Origin of the sequence: Oleiharenicola sp. Vm1, from assembly GCF_047777955.1 — a bacterium.
In the GTDB taxonomy this organism is placed as follows: Bacteria; Verrucomicrobiota; Verrucomicrobiia; order Opitutales; family Opitutaceae; genus Didemnitutus.
Genome location: NZ_CP180537.1, coordinates 2,607,215 through 2,630,683 on the forward strand (window position 1 = coordinate 2,607,215; position 23,469 = coordinate 2,630,683).

19 protein-coding genes are annotated in these 23,469 nt (G+C 70.2%); 13 read left to right on the top strand and 6 right to left on the bottom strand.

Translation table 11 applies throughout. The features are described from left to right. Nucleotides 1-3: 3 nt before the first annotated feature. Together ACMYLB_RS12835 and ACMYLB_RS12840 are read right to left on the bottom strand one after the other, a co-directional pair. Nucleotides 4-1,401 carry a glycoside hydrolase family 2 TIM barrel-domain containing protein gene (locus ACMYLB_RS12835; RefSeq protein WP_415911074.1) on the bottom strand — a complete coding sequence of 466 codons (1,398 nt, stop codon included), beginning with the start codon at nucleotides 1,399-1,401 and terminating at the stop codon, nucleotides 4-6. Further along, on the bottom strand, nucleotides 1,308-2,423 hold the full coding sequence (locus ACMYLB_RS12840; RefSeq protein WP_415907395.1) for a glycoside hydrolase family 2 protein: 1,116 nt from the start codon (nucleotides 2,421-2,423) through the stop codon (nucleotides 1,308-1,310). The genes ACMYLB_RS12835 and ACMYLB_RS12840 overlap by 94 nt, the downstream gene beginning before the upstream one ends. A 120-nt stretch (nucleotides 2,424-2,543) precedes the next feature. Here ACMYLB_RS12840 and ACMYLB_RS12845 point away from each other — a divergent pair, with 120 nt between their 5' ends. Further along, nucleotides 2,544-3,470: a helix-turn-helix domain-containing protein gene (locus tag ACMYLB_RS12845; protein WP_415907396.1), complete on the top strand. Its 927-nt coding sequence runs from the start codon at nucleotides 2,544-2,546 to the stop codon at nucleotides 3,468-3,470. Nucleotides 3,471-3,728: 258 nt separating this feature from the next. On the opposite strand, the gene ACMYLB_RS12850 is transcribed toward ACMYLB_RS12845, so the two are convergent. From ACMYLB_RS12850 to ACMYLB_RS12860, 3 genes are all read right to left on the bottom strand, one after another. Continuing rightward, nucleotides 3,729-6,398 (bottom strand): TonB-dependent receptor, encoded by a 2,670-nt coding sequence (locus ACMYLB_RS12850; RefSeq protein WP_415907397.1) that lies wholly within the window; start codon nucleotides 6,396-6,398, stop codon nucleotides 3,729-3,731. Nucleotides 6,399-6,490: 92 nt separating this feature from the next. After that, nucleotides 6,491-6,943, bottom strand: coding sequence for a MaoC family dehydratase (locus tag ACMYLB_RS12855; RefSeq protein ID WP_415907398.1), 453 nt, complete (start codon nucleotides 6,941-6,943; stop codon nucleotides 6,491-6,493). Then, complete coding sequence (locus tag ACMYLB_RS12860; RefSeq protein ID WP_415907399.1) at nucleotides 6,940-7,713, bottom strand: IclR family transcriptional regulator; 774 nt, start codon at nucleotides 7,711-7,713, stop codon at nucleotides 6,940-6,942. The genes ACMYLB_RS12855 and ACMYLB_RS12860 overlap by 4 nt, the downstream gene beginning before the upstream one ends. 80 nt (nucleotides 7,714-7,793) lie before the next feature. Here ACMYLB_RS12860 and ACMYLB_RS12865 point away from each other — a divergent pair, with 80 nt between their 5' ends. The 12 genes from ACMYLB_RS12865 to araH all read left to right on the top strand — a co-directional run bounded on the left by ACMYLB_RS12865 (nucleotide 7,794) and on the right by araH (nucleotide 21,766). After that, nucleotides 7,794-8,843 carry a Gfo/Idh/MocA family protein gene (locus tag ACMYLB_RS12865; protein ID WP_415907400.1) on the top strand — a complete coding sequence of 350 codons (1,050 nt, stop codon included), beginning with the start codon at nucleotides 7,794-7,796 and terminating at the stop codon, nucleotides 8,841-8,843. After that, nucleotides 8,843-10,015, top strand: a complete 1,173-nt coding sequence (locus tag ACMYLB_RS12870; protein WP_415907401.1) for an extracellular solute-binding protein — start codon at nucleotides 8,843-8,845, stop codon at nucleotides 10,013-10,015. The genes ACMYLB_RS12865 and ACMYLB_RS12870 overlap by 1 nt, the downstream gene beginning before the upstream one ends. Next, nucleotides 10,012-11,151, top strand: coding sequence for a CaiB/BaiF CoA transferase family protein (locus ACMYLB_RS12875; protein WP_415907402.1), 1,140 nt, complete (start codon nucleotides 10,012-10,014; stop codon nucleotides 11,149-11,151). Before ACMYLB_RS12870 ends, ACMYLB_RS12875 begins: the two co-directional genes overlap by 4 nt. Nucleotides 11,152-11,178: 27 nt before the next feature. Further along, a complete protein-coding gene (locus ACMYLB_RS12880) occupies nucleotides 11,179-12,234 on the top strand; it encodes an L-rhamnose/proton symporter RhaT (RefSeq protein ID WP_415907403.1) in 1,056 nt (351 codons plus the stop codon). 3 nt (nucleotides 12,235-12,237) lie between these two features. Then, the gene (locus tag ACMYLB_RS12885) at nucleotides 12,238-13,074 is read left to right on the top strand and encodes an amidohydrolase family protein (protein ID WP_415907404.1); all 837 of its coding nucleotides are present in this window, start codon (nucleotides 12,238-12,240) and stop codon (nucleotides 13,072-13,074) included. After that, entirely contained in the window at nucleotides 13,049-13,822 is a 774-nt protein-coding gene (locus tag ACMYLB_RS12890) for an SDR family NAD(P)-dependent oxidoreductase (protein ID WP_415907405.1), read from the top strand. Before ACMYLB_RS12885 ends, ACMYLB_RS12890 begins: the two co-directional genes overlap by 26 nt. Before the next feature lie 4 nt (nucleotides 13,823-13,826). Beyond that, nucleotides 13,827-14,636, top strand: coding sequence for a fumarylacetoacetate hydrolase family protein (locus tag ACMYLB_RS12895; RefSeq protein WP_415907406.1), 810 nt, complete (start codon nucleotides 13,827-13,829; stop codon nucleotides 14,634-14,636). A 7-nt stretch (nucleotides 14,637-14,643) separates the two neighbouring features. After that, nucleotides 14,644-15,741 carry a glycosylase gene (locus tag ACMYLB_RS12900; protein WP_415907407.1) on the top strand — a complete coding sequence of 366 codons (1,098 nt, stop codon included), beginning with the start codon at nucleotides 14,644-14,646 and terminating at the stop codon, nucleotides 15,739-15,741. Then, nucleotides 15,738-18,125: a glycosyl hydrolase family 95 catalytic domain-containing protein gene (locus tag ACMYLB_RS12905; protein WP_415907408.1), complete on the top strand. Its 2,388-nt coding sequence runs from the start codon at nucleotides 15,738-15,740 to the stop codon at nucleotides 18,123-18,125. The genes ACMYLB_RS12900 and ACMYLB_RS12905 overlap by 4 nt, the downstream gene beginning before the upstream one ends. Nucleotides 18,126-18,257: 132 nt before the next feature. Then, entirely contained in the window at nucleotides 18,258-19,253 is a 996-nt protein-coding gene (locus tag ACMYLB_RS12910; RefSeq protein WP_415911075.1) for an arabinose ABC transporter substrate-binding protein, read from the top strand. Nucleotides 19,254-19,256: 3 nt separating this feature from the next. Beyond that, entirely contained in the window at nucleotides 19,257-20,771 is a 1,515-nt protein-coding gene (gene araG / locus ACMYLB_RS12915; RefSeq protein WP_415907409.1) for an L-arabinose ABC transporter ATP-binding protein AraG, read from the top strand. Further along, nucleotides 20,771-21,766: an L-arabinose ABC transporter permease AraH gene (araH, locus tag ACMYLB_RS12920; protein ID WP_415907410.1), complete on the top strand. Its 996-nt coding sequence runs from the start codon at nucleotides 20,771-20,773 to the stop codon at nucleotides 21,764-21,766. Before araG ends, araH begins: the two co-directional genes overlap by 1 nt. A 6-nt stretch (nucleotides 21,767-21,772) precedes the next feature. Here the strand turns inward: araH and ACMYLB_RS12925 are convergent, their stop codons facing one another. Next, complete coding sequence (locus ACMYLB_RS12925; RefSeq protein ID WP_415907411.1) at nucleotides 21,773-23,452, bottom strand: ATP-binding protein; 1,680 nt, start codon at nucleotides 23,450-23,452, stop codon at nucleotides 21,773-21,775. Nucleotides 23,453-23,469: the final 17 nt, after the last annotated feature.

Sequence of the window (23,469 nt, forward strand, 5' to 3'; positions counted from 1 at the left end):
GGATCAGCGGACGGTGGAGCGCAGTTTCAGGGTGACGGTCTTCAATTCCGGGGCGGAGACGCGCACGGTGATCTCGCCTCCGATGTCGCGCGAGCGCAGCACGGCGAGGGCGCGGCCCTGGTGGAGCGAACGCGTCGGGCCGGTGTAGGGCTCCATCGACGTGAGGTCGGCGTTGCCCAGCGCGAGCAGCGTGGCGGCGCCGGAAACCTCGACGGTGACCGGGGCCGACGCCGTCGGCACCCAGGTGCCGTTGGCGTCCAGCGCCTCGATGCTGAGGTAGACGAGATCCTGCGCGTCGGGACGCAGGCGCGCGCGGTCGGCGGTCACCCGCAGTTCCACCGGCCGGCCGGCGGTGCGCAGCGGGAAGCGCTCGACCTCGCGGCCGCCGCTCAGGCCGACCGCGACGAGTTCGCCGGGCGCATAGGGCACGGTGAACTGCGCGCGGAACTCGTGGGCGCGATCCGTCGGCTGTTCGCCCAGGGAACGGCCGTTGAGCTCGAGCCGCACCGCGTCGTGGCGCGAGTAGACCTCGACGCTCAGCGGCTTGCCCTCGTGGCCCGGCCAGGTCCAGCTCGGCAGCGTGGGAGGGAGCGACCACGGCGTGACGTTCCAGGGCCGGCCGTCGGGCGTCGGCGCGACGACGGCGGCGTAGAGCTTTTCCCCGCGATCCCAGACGATGGCGCGGTAGTGCGAGATGGGTTTGCGCCAGCCGATCAGGTCGATGTCGCCGCAGGCGGCGCCGTGCCACGGCCACATGCTGCCCTCCCAGTGCTTCACCGCCGGCTCGCTGGGCGGGAAGACACGGCCGATGCCGGCCTCGCCGAGGTAGTCGAGCGCGCTCCAGACGAAGTCGCCGACGACGTAGGGCTGCGCCTGCACGATGGCCCAGTTGGCGAAGATCTCGGATTGATAGGACTCGGCGGCGAGGATGACGCGCTGCGGCAGGCGCGCGTGGTCGGCCGCGTGCTGGGCGGCGAGCTCGTAATTGTAGCCCGCGAGGTCGAGCGCGGCGAAGAGCGGGTCGAGCTGCTCCCAGTGACCGTTCTTGCCCGCGCCGTTGACGCCGGCGGACACCGGTCGCGTCGGGTCCAGCGCGCGGACGCGCGCGGCCAGTTCGCGGGCGATGCGCTGGCCCTCGGCGGTGGTGCGCTCGAACATCTCGTTGCCGATGCTCCAGATGACGACCGACGGGTGGTGGCGGTCGCGCCGCACCCAGGCGTCGACGTCGCGCGACCACTCCTCCGCGAAGAGCGTGCTGTAGTCGTGCTTGGTCTTCCCTTTAGCCCAGCCGTCGAAGATCTCGTCTATCACCAGCACGCCGAGGCGGTCGCAGGCGTCGAGGAAGGCGGGCGACGGCGGGTTGTGCGCGGTGCGGACGGCGTTGAAACCCTCGGCGCGCAGGAGCTCGACCTTGCGCTCCTCGGCGATCGAACGGCGGCGGCGCCGAGGATGCCGGTGTCGTGGTGGACATTGCCCCCGTTGAGCTTGATCGGCGCGCCGTTCAGCTCGAGGCCCCGCTCGGCCGACCAGCGCAGCGTGCGGATGCCGAAGGGCGCCGAATACTCGTCGAGCAGTTCCTTGCCGTCGGTGAGGCGGACGGTGGCGCGGTAGAGCGCGGGGCTCGCCGGCGACCACGGCTGCGGCTGCGGGACCTTCAGCGTCGTGGTGAAGCGCGACTCGGCGCCGGCCTCGGCCCGGGCCGCGGTCTTCGTCGCCGCCACGCGCCGGCCCGTGGCGTCGTAGAGCGCGATCTCCGCCGTCACGGCGCGGGCGGTGTCGAGCGCGTTGGCGAGCGTGGTCTCGATCTCGACCGTCGCCTCCCCCGCGGCCAGGGCGCGCGTCGTCACGAAAACACCCTCGGGCGCCACCCGCACCGGCGCGGTGACGTGCAGCCAGACGTGGCGGTAGAGGCCGGAGCCGGTGTAGAAGCGCGCGGTCGGCTGGGCGGAGTGGTCGATCCGCACCGCGACGACGTTCTCCGCGCCGAGCTTCAGGTGATTCTGCACCGCGACCGAGAACGGCGTGAAGCCGTAGGCGTGCCGTCCCACGGAGACGCCGTTGACGAAGACCTCGGCGTTCATGTAGGCGCCCTCGAACTCGAGGGTGACGAGCCGGCCCTGCCACGACTTGGAGGCGCGGAAGGTCTTCCGATACCAGCCGATGCCGTTCGCGAAGAAGCCGCCGTGGCCGGCCGAGGCCGCGTCCGCGGCGACCGGGCGCTCGATGCTCCAGTCGTGCGGCAGATCGAGTCCGCGCCAGGTCGCATCGCTGAAGTCGGCGTCGGCGGCGCCGGGGACGTCGCCGAGCTGGAACTTCCATTTCGCATCCCAGAGGTAGCGTTCGCGCGCTCCGGCGGCGACGGCGACCAGCAGGAAGAAGAGCGCCGCGGCGCGGCGGAACCGGAAGGACTTGGGGAGCAGCATAGACGCGGGCGGATTGTTGCCGAAACGGCCGGGGTGACGAGCGCGCAATCGTGGGTGCACTTACTGTATGGCAAAGGCTTGCGCCGCGGAATAGTCGGGCTGATCTTTGGCATTTAGGAAATGCCCAAGCCCCCGCCCGACTACTTCCGCTACTTCACCGACCACCCCGACGTGGCGCGCTGGGGCCTCGGCGTGGCGGCCTGCGGCGTGGCGCTGGTGCCGCCCGGCACGCCCTACCCGCCGCAGCAGCATCCGGCGGATCACCACTTCGACTGGTCGCACGGCCGAGTGCTCGACGCGCTGCAGATCGTGCTCATCACCGCCGGCCGCGGCACGTTCGAGTCGCACGAGCTCGGCCGGCGCGAGCTCGAGGCCGGCACGGCGGTGCTCCTCCTGCCCGGGATGTGGCACCGCTACCGGCCGGACGCGAAGACCGGCTGGTCCGAGAGCTGGGTGGAGCTGCGCGGCCCGGTGGTCGACACGCTGCGGAAGTCCGGCGTGCTCGCCGCCGCCAGCGGCCTGCGTCCCGGGGCGCTCGCCGCCGGGCTCGACGCGGCGCTGGATGCGCTGCACCAGCACGCCCGGCGCGCCGGGCCGGGCTTCGATCCGGAGATGTCCGCCCTCGCGCTCGGCATCCTCGCCGTCTGGGCGCGAGCGGGCGAGACGGCCCCGGCGCGCGCCCGCATGGTGCGGGCGGTGCTCGAGGCGGAGCGCTACTTCGCGGAGCACCACACCGAGGCGGTGAACGTCGAAGCGCTGGCCAGGGAGCTCGGCGTGGCCTACTCGCATTTCCGCCGCGAGTTCAAGGCGCAGACGGGATTCTCGCCCTGGAACTACGTCGTGCAGCTGCGCCTGTCCCGCGCGCGCCGCCTGCTCGCCGCGGGCGACGCCACGCTGGAGGACATCGCGACCCGGCTCGGCTTCAGTTCCGCCTTCCATCTCTCGGCGGCGTTCAAGCAGGCCTACGGCATCGCGCCGCAGCACTGGCGGGAGCAACTGCGCCAGCCGGCGCGGCGGACGGCCCGCCGTCCGGGCGAGGACGCCTGAGGGCCTTGGCATTTTCTGTAGGCGAAAGATCATCGCACCAATGGTGGACCGGGGGGTTCTGCGCTAAGCTGGCGGTGGCGGGAGGATTCCGGCGCGCCGCGGGGGTGGCGCGCCGGTTTTATTTTCAGGAGTCGGTGCCCGGTCCGCTCGCGGCGGCCGGGACCGCCCAAAGCGGACCCCGGACCCCGGCGAGTCGCCTCGCCAGAATCCGGGGCCTTTTAGTTCCCCCGAACTAAAACTCGGGAAACGGGCAACGGCTCAGAACCGGTAGGTCACGGCGGCGCTGACCTGGCGGTCGTTGATGTAGACGTTCTGCGGCAGCGTGGTGCGGCCGTAGTAGGACTCGCGCTTCGTGCGCAGGAGGTTGGTGCCCTCGAGCGAGACGGTGAGCTTGTCGGTGAAGTTGTAGCTCAGCGACGCGTCCATCCAGCCATAGGCCTTCGTGTAGAACGGAATGCGGCCGACGTTGGCGATGTTGGCCTGGCCGCTGAGGAACTTGTCGCGCCAGTTGTAGGCGATGCGCGCCGAGACCTTCTTGTTCTCATACATCGCGATGACGTTGTAGGAGTTCTTGGAGAGGTTCGGGAGCGGCGTGTTGCTGTTGAGCGTGGCGTTCGGCGTCTCGGAGTCGACGTAGGTGTAGTTCGCCTGGACGCCGAGGCCCTTGAACGGATCGGGCAGGAAGTCGAAGAAGTAGGACGTGCCGACCTCGAAGCCCTTGATCTTGGCGGGATTCGCGTTGCGCGGGCGGGTGATGAGGTAGTCCTGGCCGTCCCACGTCTCGGTGGCGGCGGAGTTCACGATGAAGCCCTTCACCTCCTTGTAGAAGACGGTGACGTAGGCGTAGGTGCCCGGCTTGAAGTATTTCTCGAGCGCGAGGTCGTAGTTGGTCGACTTGATCGGATCGAGGTTCGGGTTGCCGGCGGAGCCCTGGTTGAGGGCGGGGTTGATCGGATTGGGCACGAGCGTGATCGACGGCGAGAGGCTGCCGAAGTCCGGGCGCGTGAGCGTCTTCGAGGCGGAGAACTTCAGGAAGGTGTCGTCGGCGAGCGTGTAGCGGGTGTTGAGGCTCGGCAGCAGGCTGTTGTAGGTCGTGTTGATGTTGATCGGCACGGCGTTGGCGGCGGTGGTGCCCTGGTAGCCGCTGACCTTCTCGTTGGTGCGGACGAAGCGCACGCCGACGTTGCCCTCGAGCGGGAGCGTGCCGGCCTTGAAGTTGCTCATGGCGTAGGCGGCGTCGGTGCGCTCCTTGATGTTCCAGAGCGTGAGCGGCGAGGCGGAGGTCGGGATGGCGGAGGTGATGCCGAAGAGGTTGCGGTAGGACACGACGTCGCGCGCGCCGTCGAGGACGCCGCTCATGTAGTTGCGGATGCTCGGCGTGCCCGTGTAGGGGAAGAAGCCGAAGGGCATCGACATGGTCTGGCTGGCGTATTGGGTCGCGGCCGGACGCGAAGCGGCCGGGAAGCTGTAGTCGGCGAAGATCAGGCCGGGCTTGTTGGTGGCGTTGCGGACGGCATCGCGCACGCCGAAGAGCAGCGTGTGGAAGATCGACGAGTTCGTCTTGTAGGTGCCGTCGACGTGGGCGGCGGTGAGGTCGCCGTAGAACGGACGGTAGCGGTAGGCGATGCCGGTGTATTCGTAGTTGGCGGGATTGGTGAGATCGACGCCGGTGGTGGACGAGCTCGGCACCTCGGTGGAGAAGTCCTGGGTGAACGTCGCGCCGGCCATGGCGGAGGCCTTGGTGGCGAAGAACGGACCGGAGAAGAACAGGTCGTTGTAGCTCTTGGTGTAGCTGACGTCGGCGTTGACGGAGAGGTTCTCGCCCTTCCACTTCGCGCCGGCGGCGAACTGCTTGGTCCAGTCATGGGTGTCGCGCGCGAACGCGAGGACGGAGACGGTCGGGGCGTTCCAGGTGATCGACTTCAGGTCGCTCGTGCCGGGATAGAGGACGGCGCTGCCGGGCACGAAGGTGAAGTTGCTGCCCGTGACGTTGATCTGGTGGGTGTCCTGCAGCGTGTTGAACTTGGTGTAGTTGAACTCGCCGTAGACCTCGAGGGCCTTGCTCGGGCGATACTGGACGACGCCGGTGGCGCCCCAGCGCTCGCGCGTGCCGAAGACGGTGTTTTCCGAGGTGGAGTTCTGCGCGGTGACGGTCTGGCCGGTGACGATGTCGGTGCGGGCGACCGGGCTGCCGGTGCCCTTCTGGTCCTCGCGCCAGGCGCGCTTCTGGTAGGTGATGTTGACCAGCGCGCCGAGCTCGGAGCCGTCGGTGAACTTCACGCGGTCGGAGATGAGCGCGGAGTATTGCGGCTTGGTGCTCTTGGCGAGGTCGCCGTTGACGAAGCGCGCGGAGAGCGCGCCCGAGAGGCCGGGGCCGAAGTCGAAGGGCCGGCGCGTGACCATCTCGACCATGCCGCCGATGCCGCCCTCGATGTGGTTGGCGGAGGAAGTCTTGTAGACGTTGAGGCCCGCGACCATTTCCGCCGGCACGTCGGCGAAGTCGATCTGGCGGCTGGCGCCGCCGGTGGACGACAGGCCGGCGGTGAAGATCTCACGGCCGTTCAGCGTGTGCTCCATCTGCGAGAGGCCGCGGATGGTGATGCCGGCGCCCTCGCCGCGGTCGCGCAGGATCTGCACGCCCGTGATGCGCTGCAGGGCATCGGTGACGTTGTAGTCGGGGAGCTTGTTGATGTCGCTGGCGACGATCGAGTCGACGATCTCGAGCTTGCCGCGCTTGATCTCGGCCGCCGAGGCGAGCGACGCGCGCTGGCCGGTGACGACAAATTCCTGGAGGACGACGGTGTCCTCCTTCTTCTTCTGGTCCGGCTGGGCCGGCGCAGCGACCGTTTGCGCGGTCGCGGGGAGGGAACCGAGGGAGAGGAGCGCACAGAGCCCCGCCCCCGGGAGCAGTTTCAGTTTCGATTGCATTGGGTAGATCTCCCGCGCGCCGTTGGGGGGGCTGGGCGCGCGTGAGCAGTGGATGTTTGGGTTTTGGGAAAGACGTCCGGGTTCAGGGGACGTCAAAGGGGTGGAGAGGGACGACGTTTGACCAGCAGGAGGTGTTCGGCCGCCAGGACGGTCTCGCCGCGCTGGTTGAGCGACTCGACCAGCTCGACCACGACGCCGAAGGCCGGGCGCTTCGGGTCGTCGCGCCGGTCCTTGACCGTGCAACGCGAGGTGAGCGTGTCGCCGATGAAGACCGGGCGGATGAAGCGCACGCGATCGTAGCCGTAGGAGAAGGCCTCGGGGTTGATCTCGCCCGCGGTCTGGCCGACCGCGACGCTGAAGACCAGCGTGCCGTGCGCGATGCGCTGCTTGAAGTCCTGCGTCTTGCACCACTCGGCGTCCAGGTGGTGCGGGTAGAAATCGCCCGTCTGCCCGGCGTGCAGCACGATGTCGGCATCCGTGATCGTGCGCCCGGTGGAGGTGCGCACCGTGCCGACGACATAATCCTCGAAGAACTGCGACTTCATTTCGTGCCCTCCCAGCCGAGCGACTCGGTGATCTCCCGCGCCGCGCCGCGCATCGCCGCCACCAGCGCCGCCTCGTCGCCGCGCTGGCCGCGGCGCAGGAGGCGCGTGATCGCCAGCGCCGCCACGACGCCGCTGGCGGGATTGCCCACCAGCACGGCCACGTCGCGCACGCCCTCGATCGTCTCGCTCTCGGCGAAGGACAGGCCGGTGCGGCGGATCTCCGCCAGCGATTCAAGCAGGGCCGCGCGCGCCCGCGCCGACAGGGCCTTCCACGCCGGCGAGCCGGCGCAGGCCTGCTCGCGGCGCTCGTCGTCCACGTGCGCCAGCAGGAGGCGGCCCGAGGCCGTCTCCACCGGATCGAACTGCCCGCCGATCTCGATCGAAAGCCGCACGCGCTCCGGACTTTCCTGCTGCGCCACGACGAGCAGGCGGTCACCCTCGAGCACGCTCAAATGCACCGACTCGCGCACCTTCTCGGTCAGCTCCTGCATCGGCACGTTGGCCGCACGGAGCAGCTTCTCGGTCACCGAGTGCGCGTGGGCGAGGCTGAAGAGCTTCAGCGTGAGCGAATATTTCCCGGAGACCGGCTCGCGCGTGATGTAGCCGCGCTGCTCGAGGCAGTTCAGCATGCGGAAGAGTTCGCTGCTGCTGCGGTCGAGGCTCGTGGCGAGCTCCGCGAGCGACTGGGGCACGGCGGCAGCCGCGAGCGTCTCGAGGATGTCGAGGCCTTTCTCCAGTGCCGGCACGGGGTAGCTTGGGGTCTTCGGCATTTTGGACTTGCGCTGTGTTTGCTAATAAAATCTCGTTTTGCAAATAAAAAATGGCTCGGCCACTCGCGGACCCGTTTTTCATGCTGACTTACCCCTTCCCCATTCAGCTTGTCGGTGCCGGCGGCATCGTGCGCGACGCCCACCTGCCCGCGTATCGCCTCGCGGGCTTTCCCGTCGCCGGCGTCTTCGACCTCGACGCCGCCAAGGCCGCGCAGCTGGCGGCGGACTTCGGCCTCCCGCACCCCTTCCCCTCGCTCGCGGCCGCGGTGCAGGCGGCGGAGCCCGGCATGGTGTTCGATGTCGCCGTGCCCGCGACCGCCATCGAGCCGGTCCTGCGCGAACTGCCGGACGGCGCCGCGGTGCTCATCCAGAAACCCTTCGGCGCGGACCTCGGCCAGGCCCGCGCCCTGCTCCACCTCTGCCGCGAGAAGCGGCTGCGGGCGGCGGTGAACTTTCAGCTCCGCTTCGCTCCCGCCATCGTCGCCGCCCGCCGGTTGATCGCCGCCGGCACGATCGGCGAGGTGCACGACCTGGAGGTGCGCGTCACCGTGCACATGCCGTGGCACCTCTGGTCGTTTCTCGCCAACTCGCCGCGGCTCGAGATCCTCTACCACAGCATCCACTACGTGGACCTGATCCGCTCGTTCCTCGGCGAACCGCGGGGCGTCCACGCCAAGACCGTGCGCCATCCCGCGACGCCCCACCTCGCCGCGACGCGGACGACGATGGCCCTCGACTACGGCGACCTGCTCCGCGCCACCATCACGACAAACCACGCGCACGACTACGGCCCGCGCCACCAGGAAAGCTACGTGAAGTGGGAGGGCACGCGCGGCGTCATCCGCGCCCAGCTCGGCGTGCTGCTCAACTACCCGCAGGGCGGCCGCGACGCGCTCGAACTCTGCCTCAAGGAGCCCGGACAGCCCGCCGGCGAATGGCGCGAGATTCCCGTCGACGGGACCTGGTTCCCGCACGCGTTCATCGGCACCATGGATTCCCTGCAACGCTACGCCGCCGGCGCGACGACCGAGCTGCCCACGCGCGTCGACGACGCCTTCCGCACCATGGCGGTCGTCGAGGCCGCCTACGCGTCCAGCGCGAGCGGCGCGACTCCGATCCCCTCTTCCTGATGACCGCACCGATCTCGCTCCGGGGCATGACCTGGAATCACCCGCGCGGCTACGCGCCGATGGCCGCGACCGCCGCGCGCTTCCACGAGCTGCACCCGGAAATCACCATCCACTGGGAGCAGCGCTCGCTCAAAGCCTTCGAGGACTTTCCCGTCGAGAAACTCGCGACCGACTACGACCTGATCGTGCTCGACCACCCGTGCATCCCCCGGGTCTCGGCGCGCAACGCCATCCTGCCGCTCGACGCGCACCTCTCCGCCGCGTTCCTCGGCGACCAGGCGGCGCACACGGTCGGCGGCTCGCACGCCAGCTATCACTACCGGGGCCACCAGTGGGCGCTCGCGATCGACGCGGCGACGCCGGTCGCGTTCTGGCGCGCGGACCTGCTCGCCCGTCTCGGCGTTGCGCCGCCGCGCACGTGGGACGAGCTCCTCGCCCTCGCCCGCCGCGGCCACGTCGAGGTGCCGGCGGCGCCGATCAACTGCCTGATGAATTTCTACACGTTCTGCCTGGCGGCCGGCGCGGAGCCCTTCGCCTCGACGCAGGTCGTGGCCCCCAAGGACGCCGCGCTCGCTGCCCTGGAGCGCCTGCGCGAACTCCTTGCGCTCGGCGACGCCGAGGCGTGGAACCGTAATCCCATCGCCTCGCACGAACTCGTCGCCTCGGCCGAGAACACGCGGCTCGCCTACTGTCCCCTCGCCTACGGCTACTCGAACTACGCCCGCGCCGGCTTCGCCGCGCACCGGCTCGCCTTCGGCGAACCGCCGACCCTCGACGGCGCACCGCTGCGCACGACGCTCGGCGGCGCGGGACTCGCCGTGTCCGCCTTCTCGCGCCAGCGCGCCGCCGCGCTCGCCTACGCGGAGTTCGTCGCCTCCGGCGCCATCCAGCGCACGCTCTACACGCAGAGCGGCGGCCAGCCCGGCCATCGCCTGGCGTGGCTCGACGCGGCCAACAACCGCGAGACCGGCGACTACTTCGCGCGCACCCTGCCCGTGCTCGACCGCGCGTTCGTGCGTCCGCGCTTTCCCGGCTACATGCGCTTCCAGGAGGAGGCGTCGCTTCTCGTCCACGAGGCGCTGCGCGGCGCCACCGCGCCCGCCGCCGCGATCGACCGCCTCGACGCCCTCTACCGCGATACGCTCGCCACCGCCACCGCGATCCCCGCATGAAACCGCTCGAAGGCCTGCTCGTCCTCGATTTCGCCCAGTTCCTCGCCGCGCCCTGGGCCGCCACCCGGCTCGCCGACCTCGGCGCGCGCGTGATCAAGATCGAGCGCCCCGGCGGCGGCGACATCTGCCGCCAGCTCTACATTTCGAATCTCTCGCTCGATGGCGACAGCACGCTCTTCCACTCGATCAACCGCAACAAGCAGAGCTTCGCCGCCGACCTGAAGAATCCCGCCGATCTCGCCGCGGTGAAGCAGCTCATCGTCCGCGCCGACGTGATGATCCAGAATTTCCGTCCCGGCGTGATGGAGCGCATCGGGCTCGGCTACGACGCCTGCCGCGCGCTCAATCCGCGCCTCGTCTACGGCGTCGTCACCGGCTATGGCGACGGCCCGTGGCGCGAGAAGCCCGGCCAGGACCTCCTCGCCCAGTCCGTCTCCGGCCTCACCTGGCTCAACGGCAACGCCGACCAGCCGCCGATGGCCTTCGGCCTCTCCATCGCCGATCTCACCGCCAGCGCCCACCTCGTGCAGGGCATCCTCGCCGCGCTCGTGCGCCGCGGCGTCACCGGCGCCGGCGCGCTGGTCGAGGTCAGCCTGCTCGAGTCGATCCTCGACCTGCAGTTCGAGCTCACCACGACCTTCCTCAACGACGGCGGCAAGCGCCCCGAGCGCAGCGCGATCAACAACGCCAACGCCTACCTCGGCGCGCCCTACGGCATCTACGCGACTGCGGACGGCCATCTCGCCCTCGCGATGGGTTCGATCCCGAAGCTCGGCGAACTCCTCGGCCTCGCCGCGCTGGCGCAGTTCGCCGATCCGCAGACGTGGTTCACCCGCCGCGACGAGATCAAGCGGCTCCTCGCCGACCACTTGAAGACGCAGCCGACGCGCCACTGGCTCGACCGCCTCGAGCCCGCCGACTACTGGTGCGCGGAGGTGCTGGACTGGAACCGTCTCTGGCAGACCGACGCGTTCCGGGCGCTCGATTTCGTGCAACAGGTCACGCGCGACGACGGTCCGACGCTCGCCACGACGCGCTGCCCGATTCGCATCGACGGCCAGGTCTACAAGTCGCCCTGCGGCGCGCCGCGCGTGGGCCAGCACACGCGCGCCATCCAGACCGAGTTCCACCTCTAGTCCCTCACCACCCCCACTACCCCACGCATGAACCCCGAAGCCGCCCCGCTGCTGGGCACGCTCCTTCACACCGTCGGCGCCGCTGCCGCCGCGCTCTGCTACGCGCCCCAACGCTACGTCAAGCACTGGCGCTGGCAGACCTACTGGCTGGCGCAGGCCGCGGGCTGCTGGCTCGTCCTGCCGTGGATCTTCGCCTGGTTCACCATCCCGGAACTCGGCGCCGTCCTCCGCGAGGCGCCAGGCGCGGCGATGATGAAATCGTATCTGCTCGGCGTCTGCTACGGCGTCGGCGGCATCGCCTTCGGCGTCGCCATCCGCCACATCGGCTTCTCGCTCACCTATGCGATCGCCATCGGCGTCTCCTGCGTGCTCGGCACCTTGCTGCCGCCCGTCCTGGCCGGCACGCTCGGCGCCACGCTGGCGAGCACGGCCGGCGTCTATGTGATCATCGGCGTCCTCCTCGGCGGCGGCGCGATGCTCGTCACCGGCCTGGCCGGCTTCCGCAAGGAGCGCGAGATCCGGACCGAGGGCGCCGTCTCCGAGTTCAACCCGCGACTCGGCCTCCCCATCGTGCTCCTCGCCGGCGTGCTCTCCGCGGTGTTCAGCTTCTCGCTCGCCGCCGGCCAGCCCATCGCCGATGTCGCCGCGCGGCACGGCGCCGGCAATTTCCAGGGCAACGTCATCTACCTTTTCTCCAACACCGGCGCGTTCACGACCACGCTGTTCTACTGCCTTTATCTCATCGTGCGCGACCGGTCGGGCGGCGAGTTCGTCTCCGCCGGCCCCGCCAGCCTCGTCCGCAACTACGCGCTCTCCCTGCTCACCGGCCTGCTCTGGTATCTCCAGTTCTTCTTCTACGGCCTGGGCCACGTGCGCATGGGCGACTTCAAGTTCTCCAGCTGGGCCATCCACATGATCATTCTGATCCTGCTCAGCTGCGGCTTCGGCGTGGCGATCGGCGAGTGGCGCGCCTGCCGGCCTGTCACAAAACTGATCGTTTCAGTGGCGATCGCGTTGCTCCTCGGCGCCGTCGGCCTTATCAGCTACGGAAACTACCTCGCCGCCCTGCCCGCCGCCGCCTGAGCCATGCACCTCGTCGACACCCACCAGCACCTCTGGGACCTGCGCCAGTTCCCCTATTCCTGGTGCGCGGGCGTGCCGCCGCTCAACCGCAGCTTCTCGCTCGACGACTATCGCGCCGCCGCGGCCGGCACCGGCATCACCAAGACGGTCTTCATGGAGTGCGACGTCGACGATCCGCACCCACTCGCCGAGGCGCAGCATGTCCAGCGCCTCGCCGACGCCAATCCGCTGATCGCCGGCATCGTCGCCAGCGGCCGGCCCGAGAGCGACGGCTTCCGCGCCCACCTCGAGGCGCTGGCGTCGCTCCCGAAGCTCCGCGGCTTCCGCCGCGTGCTGCACGTGGTCCGCGACGACCTGTGCCTCGAGCCGCGGTTCGCCGAAAACCTGCGCCTGCTGCCGGACTTCGGCCTGACTTTCGACCTCTGCGCCCTGCCGCGCCAGCTGGCCAACGTCCGCACCCTCGTCGAGCGCTGTCCGCAGGTCACCTTCATCGTCGACCACGTCGGCGTGCCCGACGTGAAGGCCCGCATGGACGAGCCGTGGCGCACGGGCCTCGCGCGCCTCGCCGAGCTGCCCAACGTCGCCTGCAAGATCAGCGGCCTCGTCGCCTACGCCGACGCGGCCACGTGGACGCCGGCGGACCTGCAGCCGTATTTCGACCACGCCGTCGCGTGCTTCGGCTGGGACCGCCTCGTCTGGGGCGGCGACTGGCCCGTCTGCACGCTTTCCGCCCCGCTCGCCCGCTGGGTCGAGGCCACGCACGCGCTCACCGCGCGGGCCACGCCCGAGCAGCGCGCCCGGCTTTTTCACCGCAATGCAGAACGCCTCTACCGTGTTTAACCTCACCTCGAAGACCGCCCTCGTCACCGGCGCCGGCTCCGGCATCGGCCAGGCCATCGCCCAAACCCTCGCGCGCGCCGGTGCGCGCGTGATCGTCGTCGACCGCGACGCGCCCGCGGGCGAAGCCACCGTGGCCGCGATCCGCACCGCGGGCGGCACGGCCGAGTTCGCCGCCCTCGACGTCGCGAGCGAGGCCGACGCCATCGCGCTGGCCGCGCGCCTCGGCCCGATCGACATCCTGGTCAACAACGCCGGCATCGGCCACGTCGGCAATCTCCTCGGCACCGCCGCGGCCGACCTCGACCGCCTCCACGCCGTGAACGTTCGCGGCCCCTTCAATCTCTGCAAGGCCTTCGTCCCCGCCATGCTCACGCGCGGCCGCGGCAGCGTCGTCAACCTCGCCTCGATCGGCGGCGTCGTCGCCGTGCGCGACCGCCTCGCCTACACGGTCACGAAGCACGCCGTCGTCGGCCTGACCAAGGCGCTCGCCCTCGACCACTCGCACACCGGCGTGCGCTTCAACGCCATCTGCCCGGGCCGCGTCGAGACGCCCTTCGTCAAGGCCCGCATCGCCGAGTATCCCGATCCCGCCCAGGCCTACCGCGACATGTCCGCCACCCAGCTCACCGGCCGCATGGCGCGCCCCGAGGAGATCGCCGCCGCCGCGCTCTACCTCGCCAGCGACGAAGCCGCGATGGTCACCGGCAGCTGCCTGATGATCGACGGCGGATGGAGCGCGGGGAAATAATCTCATGAAGATCATCCGCTACCTCGACTCCCAGGGCCGCGCGCATTTCGGCGCCGAGCAACCCGACGGCTCCGCGCTCCGCCTCGACGGCGACATCTACGCCACGCCGCGCGTCACCGGCGAGCGCGCCGCCATCGCCAAGCTCCTCGCCCCGGTCGTGCCGACGCAGATCCTCTGTGTCGGCCTCAACTACCGCCAGCACGCCGCCGAGACCGGCGCCAAGATCCCCGAGCGGCCCATCCTCTTCGTCAAGGGCATCAACACGCTCGCGCATCCCGGCGACGCGATCGAGATCCCGACCCACCTCGCCAGCACCGAGGTCGACTACGAGTGCGAGCTGGCCGTCGTCATCGGCCGGCCCTGCAAGAACGTCAGCCGCGCCCGCGCGCTCGACTACGTGCTCGGCTACACCTGCGCCAACGACGTCTCCGCGCGCGACCATCAGATCAAGCTCGGCGGCGGCCAGTGGTGCCGGGGCAAGTTCTTCGACACCTTCGCGCCGCTCGGACCGCGCCTCGTCACCGCCGACGAGATCCCGAATCCGAACGCCCTCCGCATCTCGACCACGCTGAACGGCCAGCAGGTGCAGGACTCGAACACCGCGGACATGATCTTCGACGTGCCGGCGCTGATCGAATACCTCAGCGGCTCCACCACGCTCGTCCCCGGCACCGTGATCCTCACCGGCACGCCGCAGGGCGTCGGCATGGCCGCCAAGCCCGAGCCGCGCTGGCTGCGGCCCGGCGACAGCGTCACGATCGAGATCGAGCGGATCGGCGCCCTCACCAACTCCGTCGCGCTCGAGCGCGCCTGACCGGACCATGCCGCTGCGCCGCTGGTTCGCCCTGCTCCTCGGCTCCGTCGCGACGCTGACCGCGGCCGAGCGGCCCGACGTCATTCCCTTCCCCACCGGCAAACCCAAGCTCGTCGGGGCCGAGACCATGCAGCGCGTCTACGACGAGGTGAAGACGCCGTTCAAATACGGCGTCGTGCTGCGCGGCGAGGCCGGCGAGCTCGTCGACTGCCCCAACGTCTTCCGCCACGGCGGCCGCTGGTTCATGGTCTACGTGTCGAACCGGGACCGGGTCGGCTACCAGACCTGCCTCGCCCGCAGCGACGACCTGCTGCACTGGGAAAAACTCGGCGTCGTGCTTCCGTTCCGCCGCGAGGGCTGGGACGCCTGGCAGGGCGACGGCGGCCTCGCGCTCTACGACACGCGCTGGGACGGCGCGCACGAGCTCGCGCGCCACGAGGGCCGCTACTGGTTCTCCTACCTCGGCGGGTCGCAGCACGGCTACGAGCCCGACCCGCTCGCGGTCGGCCTCGCCCACACCGACGATCCCACCGCCGTGCGCGAGTGGACGCGCCTGCCGGAAAATCCCGTGCTCTCGCCCGACCAGCGCGACGCGCGCGACTTCGAGCACGTCACCCTCTACAAGAGCGCCGTCATCCGCGACGACGCGCGCACGCTCGGCGCGCCGTTCGTGATGTTCTACAACGGCAAGTCCGCGCCCTACGGCGTCGAGGCGATCGGCCTCGCCGTGTCCGACGACCTGCGCGTCTGGCGCCGCTACGGCCACGGCCCCGTCGTCGCCAACATCGGCGCCGCGCCGTGGGCCATCAGCGGCGACCCGCAGCTCACGCGCCTCGGCGACGTCTGGGTGATGTTCTATTTCGGCGCCTTCTGGAAACCGGGCGCCTTCGACACCTTCGCCTGCTCCTACGACCTCGTGCACTGGACCAAGTGGGACGGCCCGCACCTCGTCGCCCCGAGCGAGCCGTTCGACCGGCAGTTCGCCCACAAGCCGTGGGTGCTGAAGCACGACGGCGTCGTCTACCATTTCTACTGCGCCGTCGGCAACGAGGGGCGCGTCATCGCCCTCGCCACCTCGCGCGATCTCCGCGCCCCGCAACCATGAAGCTTCTCCTGTCCCTTGCCGCGTCCGCCGCCGCCGCCCTCCTCGCGCTCGCCCAGCCGCGCGACGAGTCGCGCTTTGTCGTGCTCGCTGCCCCCGGCGCACACCTCTTCGAGTCCTCGCCGCTCGGCAACGGCCGGCTCGGCGCCGCGCTCTACGGCGGCGTCGCCGAGGAACGCATCGTTCTCAACGAGTCCGGCCTGTGGTCCGGCTCGCCGCAGGAGGCCGACCGCCCTGACGCCCACCGTGCCCTTCCGGAAATCCGCCGCCTGCTCCTCGCCGGCAAGAACCACGAGGCCGAGGCCCTCGTGAACGCCAACTTCACCTGCGCCGGCAAGGGCTCGGGCTTCGGCGCCGGCGCGAACGTCCCCTACGGCTCCTACCAGACGCTCGGCGACCTGCGCCTGAGTTTTCCCCATGCAACCTCGCCGGTCTCCGGCTACCGCCGCACGCTCGACCTCGCCGAGGCCGTTGCCCGCGTGACCTACGAGCAGGACGGCGTGCACTTCACGCGCGAGGGCTTCGTCAGCCAGCCGGCGGAGGCGTTCGTCCTCCGTCTCAGCGCCGATCAGCCGGGCAAGGTGTCCTTCGACGCCACGCTCGCCCGCGCCGAGCGCGCCGCATGCGAGGCCGCCGGCAGCACCGGCCTGGCAATGCACGGCCAGCTCAACGACGGCTACGGCGGCACCACCGGTGTCCGCTACGCCGCGCGCCTCGAGGTCCGCGCGACCGGCGGCACGGTCAGCGTCGACGGCACCACGCTGCGCGTCCGCGACGCCGATGCGGCGGTGCTCTACGTCACCGCCGCGACCGACATCCGGCGCCGCAGCTTCGCCGGCCGCGACGTCGCGGATCCGCGCGCCACCGCCGAGGCCGATCTCGCGAGCGCGCTGCGATCCGATTTCGCCGCCCTGCGCCGGGCGCACGTGGCGCATTACCAGGGTCTCTTCAACCGCGTCGCGCTCACGCTGGGCGCGCCCGACGCCGCCGCGGCCGCCCGCCCGACGCCCGAGCGCCTGCAGGCGTTCTTCGCCGGCGCCGCCGATCCCGGTCTGGCCGCGCTCTACTTCAACTTCGGCCGCTACCTGCTCATCTCCTCCTCGCGCCCCGACGGCCTGCCGGCCAACCTGCAGGGCATCTGGGCGGACACGATCCAAACGCCCTGGAACGGCGACTGGCACTCGAACATCAACGTCCAGATGAACTACTGGCCGGCCGAGAGCACCAATCTCTCCGAGCTGCACGCGCCGCTGTTCGCCCTCATCGACTCGCTCGTCGCGCCCGGCACCAAGACCGCCCAGGCCTACTACGGCGCGCGCGGCTGGGTCGCCTTTTTGCTCAACAACCCGTGGGGCTTCACTTCGCCCGGCGAATCCGCCAGCTGGGGCTCCACCGTCTCGTGCTCGGCCTGGCTTTGCCAGCACCTCTGGGACCACTACCTCTTCACCGGCGACCGGGACTTTCTCGCCCGCGCCTGGCCGACGCTGAAGGGTTCGGCGCTCTTCTACCTCGACATGCTCATCGAGGACCCGAAATCCGGCCACCTCCTCACCGCGCCCTCGAACTCGCCCGAGAACGCCTTTCTCCTCGACGGCAAGCCGGCGCACGTCTGCCTCGGGCCGACCGCCGACATGCAGCTGCTGCGCTACCTCTTCGACGCCTGCATCCGCGCCTCCGAGATCCTGGGCACCGACGCCGACCTGCGCGCCGAGCTGAAAGCCAAGCGCGCCCGCCTCGCGCCGACTCGCCTCGGCGCCGACGGCCGCGTCCTGGAGTGGCAGCAGGAATACCCCGAAGCCGACCCGCAGCACCGGCACGTCGCCCATCTCTGGGGCCTTTATCCGGGCAACGAGATCACGCCGCACGGCACGCCCGACCTTGCCGCCGGCGCGCGCCGGACGCTCGACGTCCGCGGCGATGGCAGCACCGGCTGGAGCCTCGCCTACAAGATGGGCATGTGGGCCCGCCTCGGCGACGGCGACCGCGCCTTCAATCTGCTGCGCAACGCGCTCAAGCCGGCCAACGCCGACACCGCGAAGAAGCAGTGGAGCGGCGGCACCTACGCCAACCTCTTCGACGCCCACCCGCCGTTCCAGATCGACGGCAACTTCGGCGGCACCGCCGCGATCGCGGAGATGCTCCTCCAGAGCACGCCCGACGAGATCGTCGTGCTGCCCGCCCTGCCCTCCGCCTGGCCCGACGGCAGCGTCACCGGCCTCCGCGCCCGCGGCGGCTACGAAGTCGACCTCGCCTGGCACGCCGGCAAGCTCACGCGCGCCGTCATCCGCAGCGTCGGCGGCGAGGGCACGCAGCTGCGCTACGGCGCCACCGTCGTGCCGGTGACTTTCCCCGACGCCAACATGTCGACCTTCATCTTCCAACCGTGAGCGGCCCTTGCCTCCGCCGCGGCTAATGTTTGAACAAGTGACCCGTTGCCGGCCCTGCCGCCCCACCAAGCCTGACTCCCACCCCGCGTCCCCTTCCCCATGAAACGTCTTCCCCTGTTGCTCGCCTCCACGCTGCTGCCGTTCGCGCTGGCCCTCACCGGCTGCGGCCCGAAGTCCGATTCCGCCGCCCCGGTCGCCGCGCCCGCCGCCCCGGCGAAGATCAAGCTCGGCTTCCTCGTGAAGCAGCCCGAGGAGCCGTGGTTCCAGTTCGAGTGGAAGGGCGCCGAGAAGGCCGCCGCCGAGCACGGCTTCGAGCTGCTCAAATATGGCACGCCCGACGGCGAGAAGGTCATGGCCGCGATCGACAATCTCGCGGTCGCCGGCGCCCAGGGCTTCGTCATCTGCACGCCCGACGTCCGGCTCGGACCCCAGATCATGGCCCGCGCGAAGCAGAAGAACATGAAGGTCGTCACCGTCGACGACATGTTCGTCCTGCCCGACGGCAAGTTCATGACCGACGTCCCCTACCTCGGCATGTCCGCGTCGCAGATCGGCGAGTCGGTCGGTCAGGCGCTCTTCGCCGAGGCGAAGCAGCGGGGCTGGAACCTCGAGGAGACCGGCGTGTGCCTCATCACCTTCGAGGAGCTCGACACCGCCCGCGAGCGCACCGAGGGCGCCCGCCGCGCGCTCGAGGCCGCGGGTTTCCCCGCCGCACGGATTTTCAAGGCGCCGCAGAAGACCACCGACATCCCAGGCAGCTTCGACGCCGCGACCTCGCTGCTCACCCGTCAGGGCGGCGTCAAGCGCTGGCTCATCGCCGGCATGAACGACAACGCCGTCCTCGGCGCCGTGCGCGCGATGGAGGGCCGCGGCTTCGGCGCCGACAGCGTGATCGGCATCGGCATCAACGGCACCGACTGCATCGACGAGCTCCGCAAGCCGAAGCCCACGGGCTTCCACGGTTCCATGCTCGTCTCCGCGCCCTTCGAGGGCTACGAGACGGCCCGCCTGCTGCACGCCTGGGTCAAGGACGGCAAGCAGCCGCCGCTCGAGACGCGCACGCCGGGCATCTTCATCACGCGCGAGAACTTCGAGTCCGTCCTGAAGCGCGAAGGCATCATTCAATAGGCGATGCCGGACGCGACGCCGTTCCTCCAGTTCGATTCGGTCACGAAGACCTACGTCGGCGTCACCGCGCTGCAGGGCGTCTCCTTCGGCGTGCGCGAGGGCACGGTGCACGCGCTCATGGGCGAGAACGGCGCCGGCAAGTCCACCCTGCTGAAGGCGCTCAGCGGCGCGCACCGGCCGACCGCGGGCACGATCCGCCTCGGCGGCGCGCCGCGGGAATTCGCCTCCACCGCCGCGGCCCTCGCCGCCGGCGTGGCGGTGATCTACCAGGAGCTGCACCTCGTCGCCGAGATGACGGTCGCGGAAAACATCTTCCTCGGCCACTTGCCGCAGCGCCGCGGACTGATCGATCGCGCGACGTTGCGGGAGAAGACGCAGGCGCTGCTCCAGCGCCTGGGCGAGGACATCGATCCCGACGCCCGGCTGGCGCGCCTGCCCATCGGCCAGCGCCAGATGGTCGAGATCGCCAAGGCGCTCAGCCGCGGCGCCAAGGTCATCGCCTTCGACGAGCCCACGAGCAGCCTCTCCGTCCGCGAAATCGAGCGGCTCTTCGCCGTCATCCGCGAACTGCGCGCGCAGGGCTGCGTCATCCTCTACGTCACGCACCGCATGGAGGAGGTCTTCGCTCTCGCCGACGCCTGCACCGTCCTGCGCGACGGCCGGCACGTCCGCACCTACGAGTCGCTGCGCGAGGTCACGCCGGCCCAGCTCGTCCAGGACATGGTCGGCCGCGACATCGCCGACGTCTACGCCTACACCCCGCGGCCGCTCGGCGCGGTGGCCCTCGAGCTCGACGGCCTCGCCGGCCCCGGCGTCCGCGCGCCCGTCACCTTGTCCGTCGCGCAGGGCGAGATCCTCGGGCTTTTCGGCCTCGTCGGCGCGGGCCGCACCGAGCTGCTGAAACTGCTCTTCGGTGCCGAACGCGCCACCGCCGGCCGCGTCGCCGTGCACGGTGCACCGCTGGTCCTCCGCTCGCCCGCGGACGCCATCGCGGCGGGCGTCGTCTATTGCACGGAAGACCGCAAGCGCGAGGGCATCGTCCCGATCCTTTCCGTGCAGGACAACTGCAACCTCGGCATCCGCGCTCCGCACACCTGCTGGGGCGGCCTGATCGACGCGCGCTGGGAACGCGAGAACGCCGCCGCCAAGGTCCAGGAGCTCGCCGTGCGCACGCCGTCGGTCGAGCAGCTGATCAAGCACCTCTCCGGCGGCAACCAGCAGAAGGTCATCCTCGCCCGCTGGCTCTCGACGAAGATCCGCGTGCTCCTGCTCGACGAGCCGACGCGCGGCATCGACGTCGGCGCCAAGAGCGAGATCTACCGCATCATCCTGCGCCTCGCCGCCGAGGGCGTCGCCGTGATCCTCGTGTCGAGCGACCTGCCCGAGGCGCTCGGTCTGGCTGATCGCGTCGCCGTCATGCGCGAGGGCGCGCTCGCCGCCGTCCTGCCCCGCGCCGAGGCCACGCCCGAGCGCGTCCTCCGCCACGCCCTGCCCGTCGAGAAAGCCCTTTCCGCCTGATGACTTCCGCCTCCCGTCCCTCCGATTCCTCCTTCGCCCGCACGCTGCTCGACCGCGGCGGCATGATCCTGGTGCTGGGCGCGCTCGCCGTCGTCTGTTGGATCACGGTGCGCGGCTTCGGCACGCCCGAGAACCTGATGAACCTGCTCCTCCAGGTCTCGATGGTCGGCACGGTGGCGACGACGATGCTGTTCTGCCTGGCGTCGGGTAATTTCGACCTCTCCGTCGGCACGATCATTCCCGCCGGCGGCGTGCTCTGCGCGCTGATCCTGCGTCAGACGAACAACCTTTTCCTCGCCCTCGCCGCCTCGCTCGCGTTCGGCGCTCTGGTGGGCTTTCTCAACGGCACCATCGTCGCCCGGCTGAAGATCAACCCGCTCATCACCACGCTCTCGACCATGATGATGGTGCGCGGCGTCGCCTTCGTGTTCGCCGACGGCAAGTCCATCGGCATCGCCAACGACGCGCTGCTCGCCCTCGCCAGCTGGGCCTTCCCCGTCATCCGCAGCTCCTCCGGCGCCGTCGTCTTCCAGATCACGTTTCCCGTCTGGGTCTGCCTGGGCCTGTTCGCCCTCTTCGGCTTCGTGCTCCAGCGCACCGCCTTCGGCCGCAACACGCTCGCCATCGGCGGCAACGAGGAGGCGGCGCGCCTCGCGGGCGTGAACGTGACGCGGGTGAAGGTCGCCATCTTCACCCTCCAGGGCCTGGTCGCTGCGCTGGCCGGCGTGCTCCTCGCCGCCCGCCTCGGCATCGGCGACCCGAAGACGGCGCAGGGCAGCGAGCTCTCGATCATCTCCGCCTGCGTGCTCGGCGGCGTGTCGCTCTCCGGCGGCGTTGGCCGCATGAGTCACGTCATCGCCGGCGTCTTCATCATGGGCATCGTCGAGAACGCGATGAACCTGCTCAACATCGACTCGTTCTACCAATACATCGTCCGCGGCGCGATCCTGCTCGCGGCGGTGATGCTCGACCAGCTGAAGCAGCGCCGCGGGTGAAGCGGCTCACACCGCCGTCGCGACCGGACCGCGCACGCCGGGCAGTTCGACGATGAAGATCGCACCCTGGCCCGGTTCGCTCTCGCAACGCAGCGTTCCGCCCAGGCCCGTGACGACATTGTCGACGATCCACAAGCCGAGCCCGGTGGACTTTTCGCCGCCGGTGGGACGGCTCTCGCCCTGCCCGTAGCGCGTGAAAATCCGCGCCCGATCCTCGGGCCGGATGCCCGGTCCCTGGTCGCTCACGAGGAGCCGAATGCCGTCCTGCCGCCAGCAGGCGCTGACGGTCACGATCGTGCCGGGGCGCGTGAACTTGAGGGCGTTCGAGACGAGGTTGTCGGCAATCTGGCGCAACGCCGCGGCATCGGACAGGATCGGCATCGCCGCGCCCTCCGTCTCCACGCGCAGCTCGATGCCCTTGCCGGCGGCGGATTCCTGCAGGGTCGACGCCACGTCGCGGATCAGAGCGCCGAAATCCACGGGCTCGCGCGCGTAGCGTCGCACTCCGTCCTCCGTCGCCTGCGCGTCGACCAGGTCGTTGACGAGCCGGCGGAGTTGCTGTGCGGTGCGGTGGAACCGGGCGAGCAGGTCGCGCAGCGCCTTCTCGTCGCCCTGCTCCACGAAATTCGCAAGGTCGGCCGCGAGCAGCATGGCGGTGAGCGGTCCGCGGATGTCGTGGGCGACCATCCGCAGCATCTCCGTCTTCTGTTCGCTGATCTTCGCCAGCCGGACGTGCGCCTCCTCGAGACGGGCGAGAATCCGCCGGCGCTCCGCAAGCTCGCGCGCCAGACGGCGATTGTGCAGGTAGACCGCGAGGACGATGAGCGACACCACCGCCACCGCGGCGAGCGCGATCTTGAAGGCCAGCAGCCACGGCGAGGGATTGGCGTCGACCGAGACCCAGCGCTCGTCGATCTGGCGCCGCTCGGCGGCGGTGATGTCCGCGAGCGCCTTGTTGAGGATGGAGAGCAGGAGCGGCTGGTCGCGCGCCACGCCGAGGTAGGTGTCGCGTGCGGTCTCGGTGATGCTGCCCAGCCGGAGATTCCCGAGATGGTTGGCCTTGATCGTGTAGGCGGCGTTGACCGAATCGGCGAGCGTCGCGTCGATGTCGCCGCGAGCCAGGGCCTCGAGCACGTCGGTGATGGTGTCGAATTCGACCAGGCGCGTGCCGGCCATCATTTCGCGGATCGGCCCGTCCTTCGGCAGGTAGCCCCGCACCATGCCAACGGACAGGCCGCGAAGGTCTCGCGCGCTGAGCAGGTAGGGCATGTTCGTCCGCGAAACGATCACGCGCGGCACGCTCAGGTAGACGCGGGTCAGCAGCATCGACTCCCGCTGCTCGGCGCTGCCGACGAGCAGGGTCAGCAGGTCGACCCGGCCGTCCCGGAAATACTGCTCTGCGGTCGGCCAGTCCGGCGCGACGACGGGCTCGAAGCGCAGGCCGGTCCGGCGGGCGATCAAATCGAGATATTCGAGGTCGATGCCCTGCATGCGACCGGAGCCGTCCGGGAAGGAATAAGGCGGATAGGCCGGACTGAAGCCGACGCGCACGACCGGATGCGCGCGGATCCATTCGGCTTCCGCCGGAGTCAGCGGCAACGTCGCGGCTCCGGCCATTCCCGCCGCGAGCGTCAAGGCGGCGGCCGAGAGCAGCGCTTTCGCCGCGCGTGTCATGGAATGCGGCATGTCGCCAAGCTGCACGA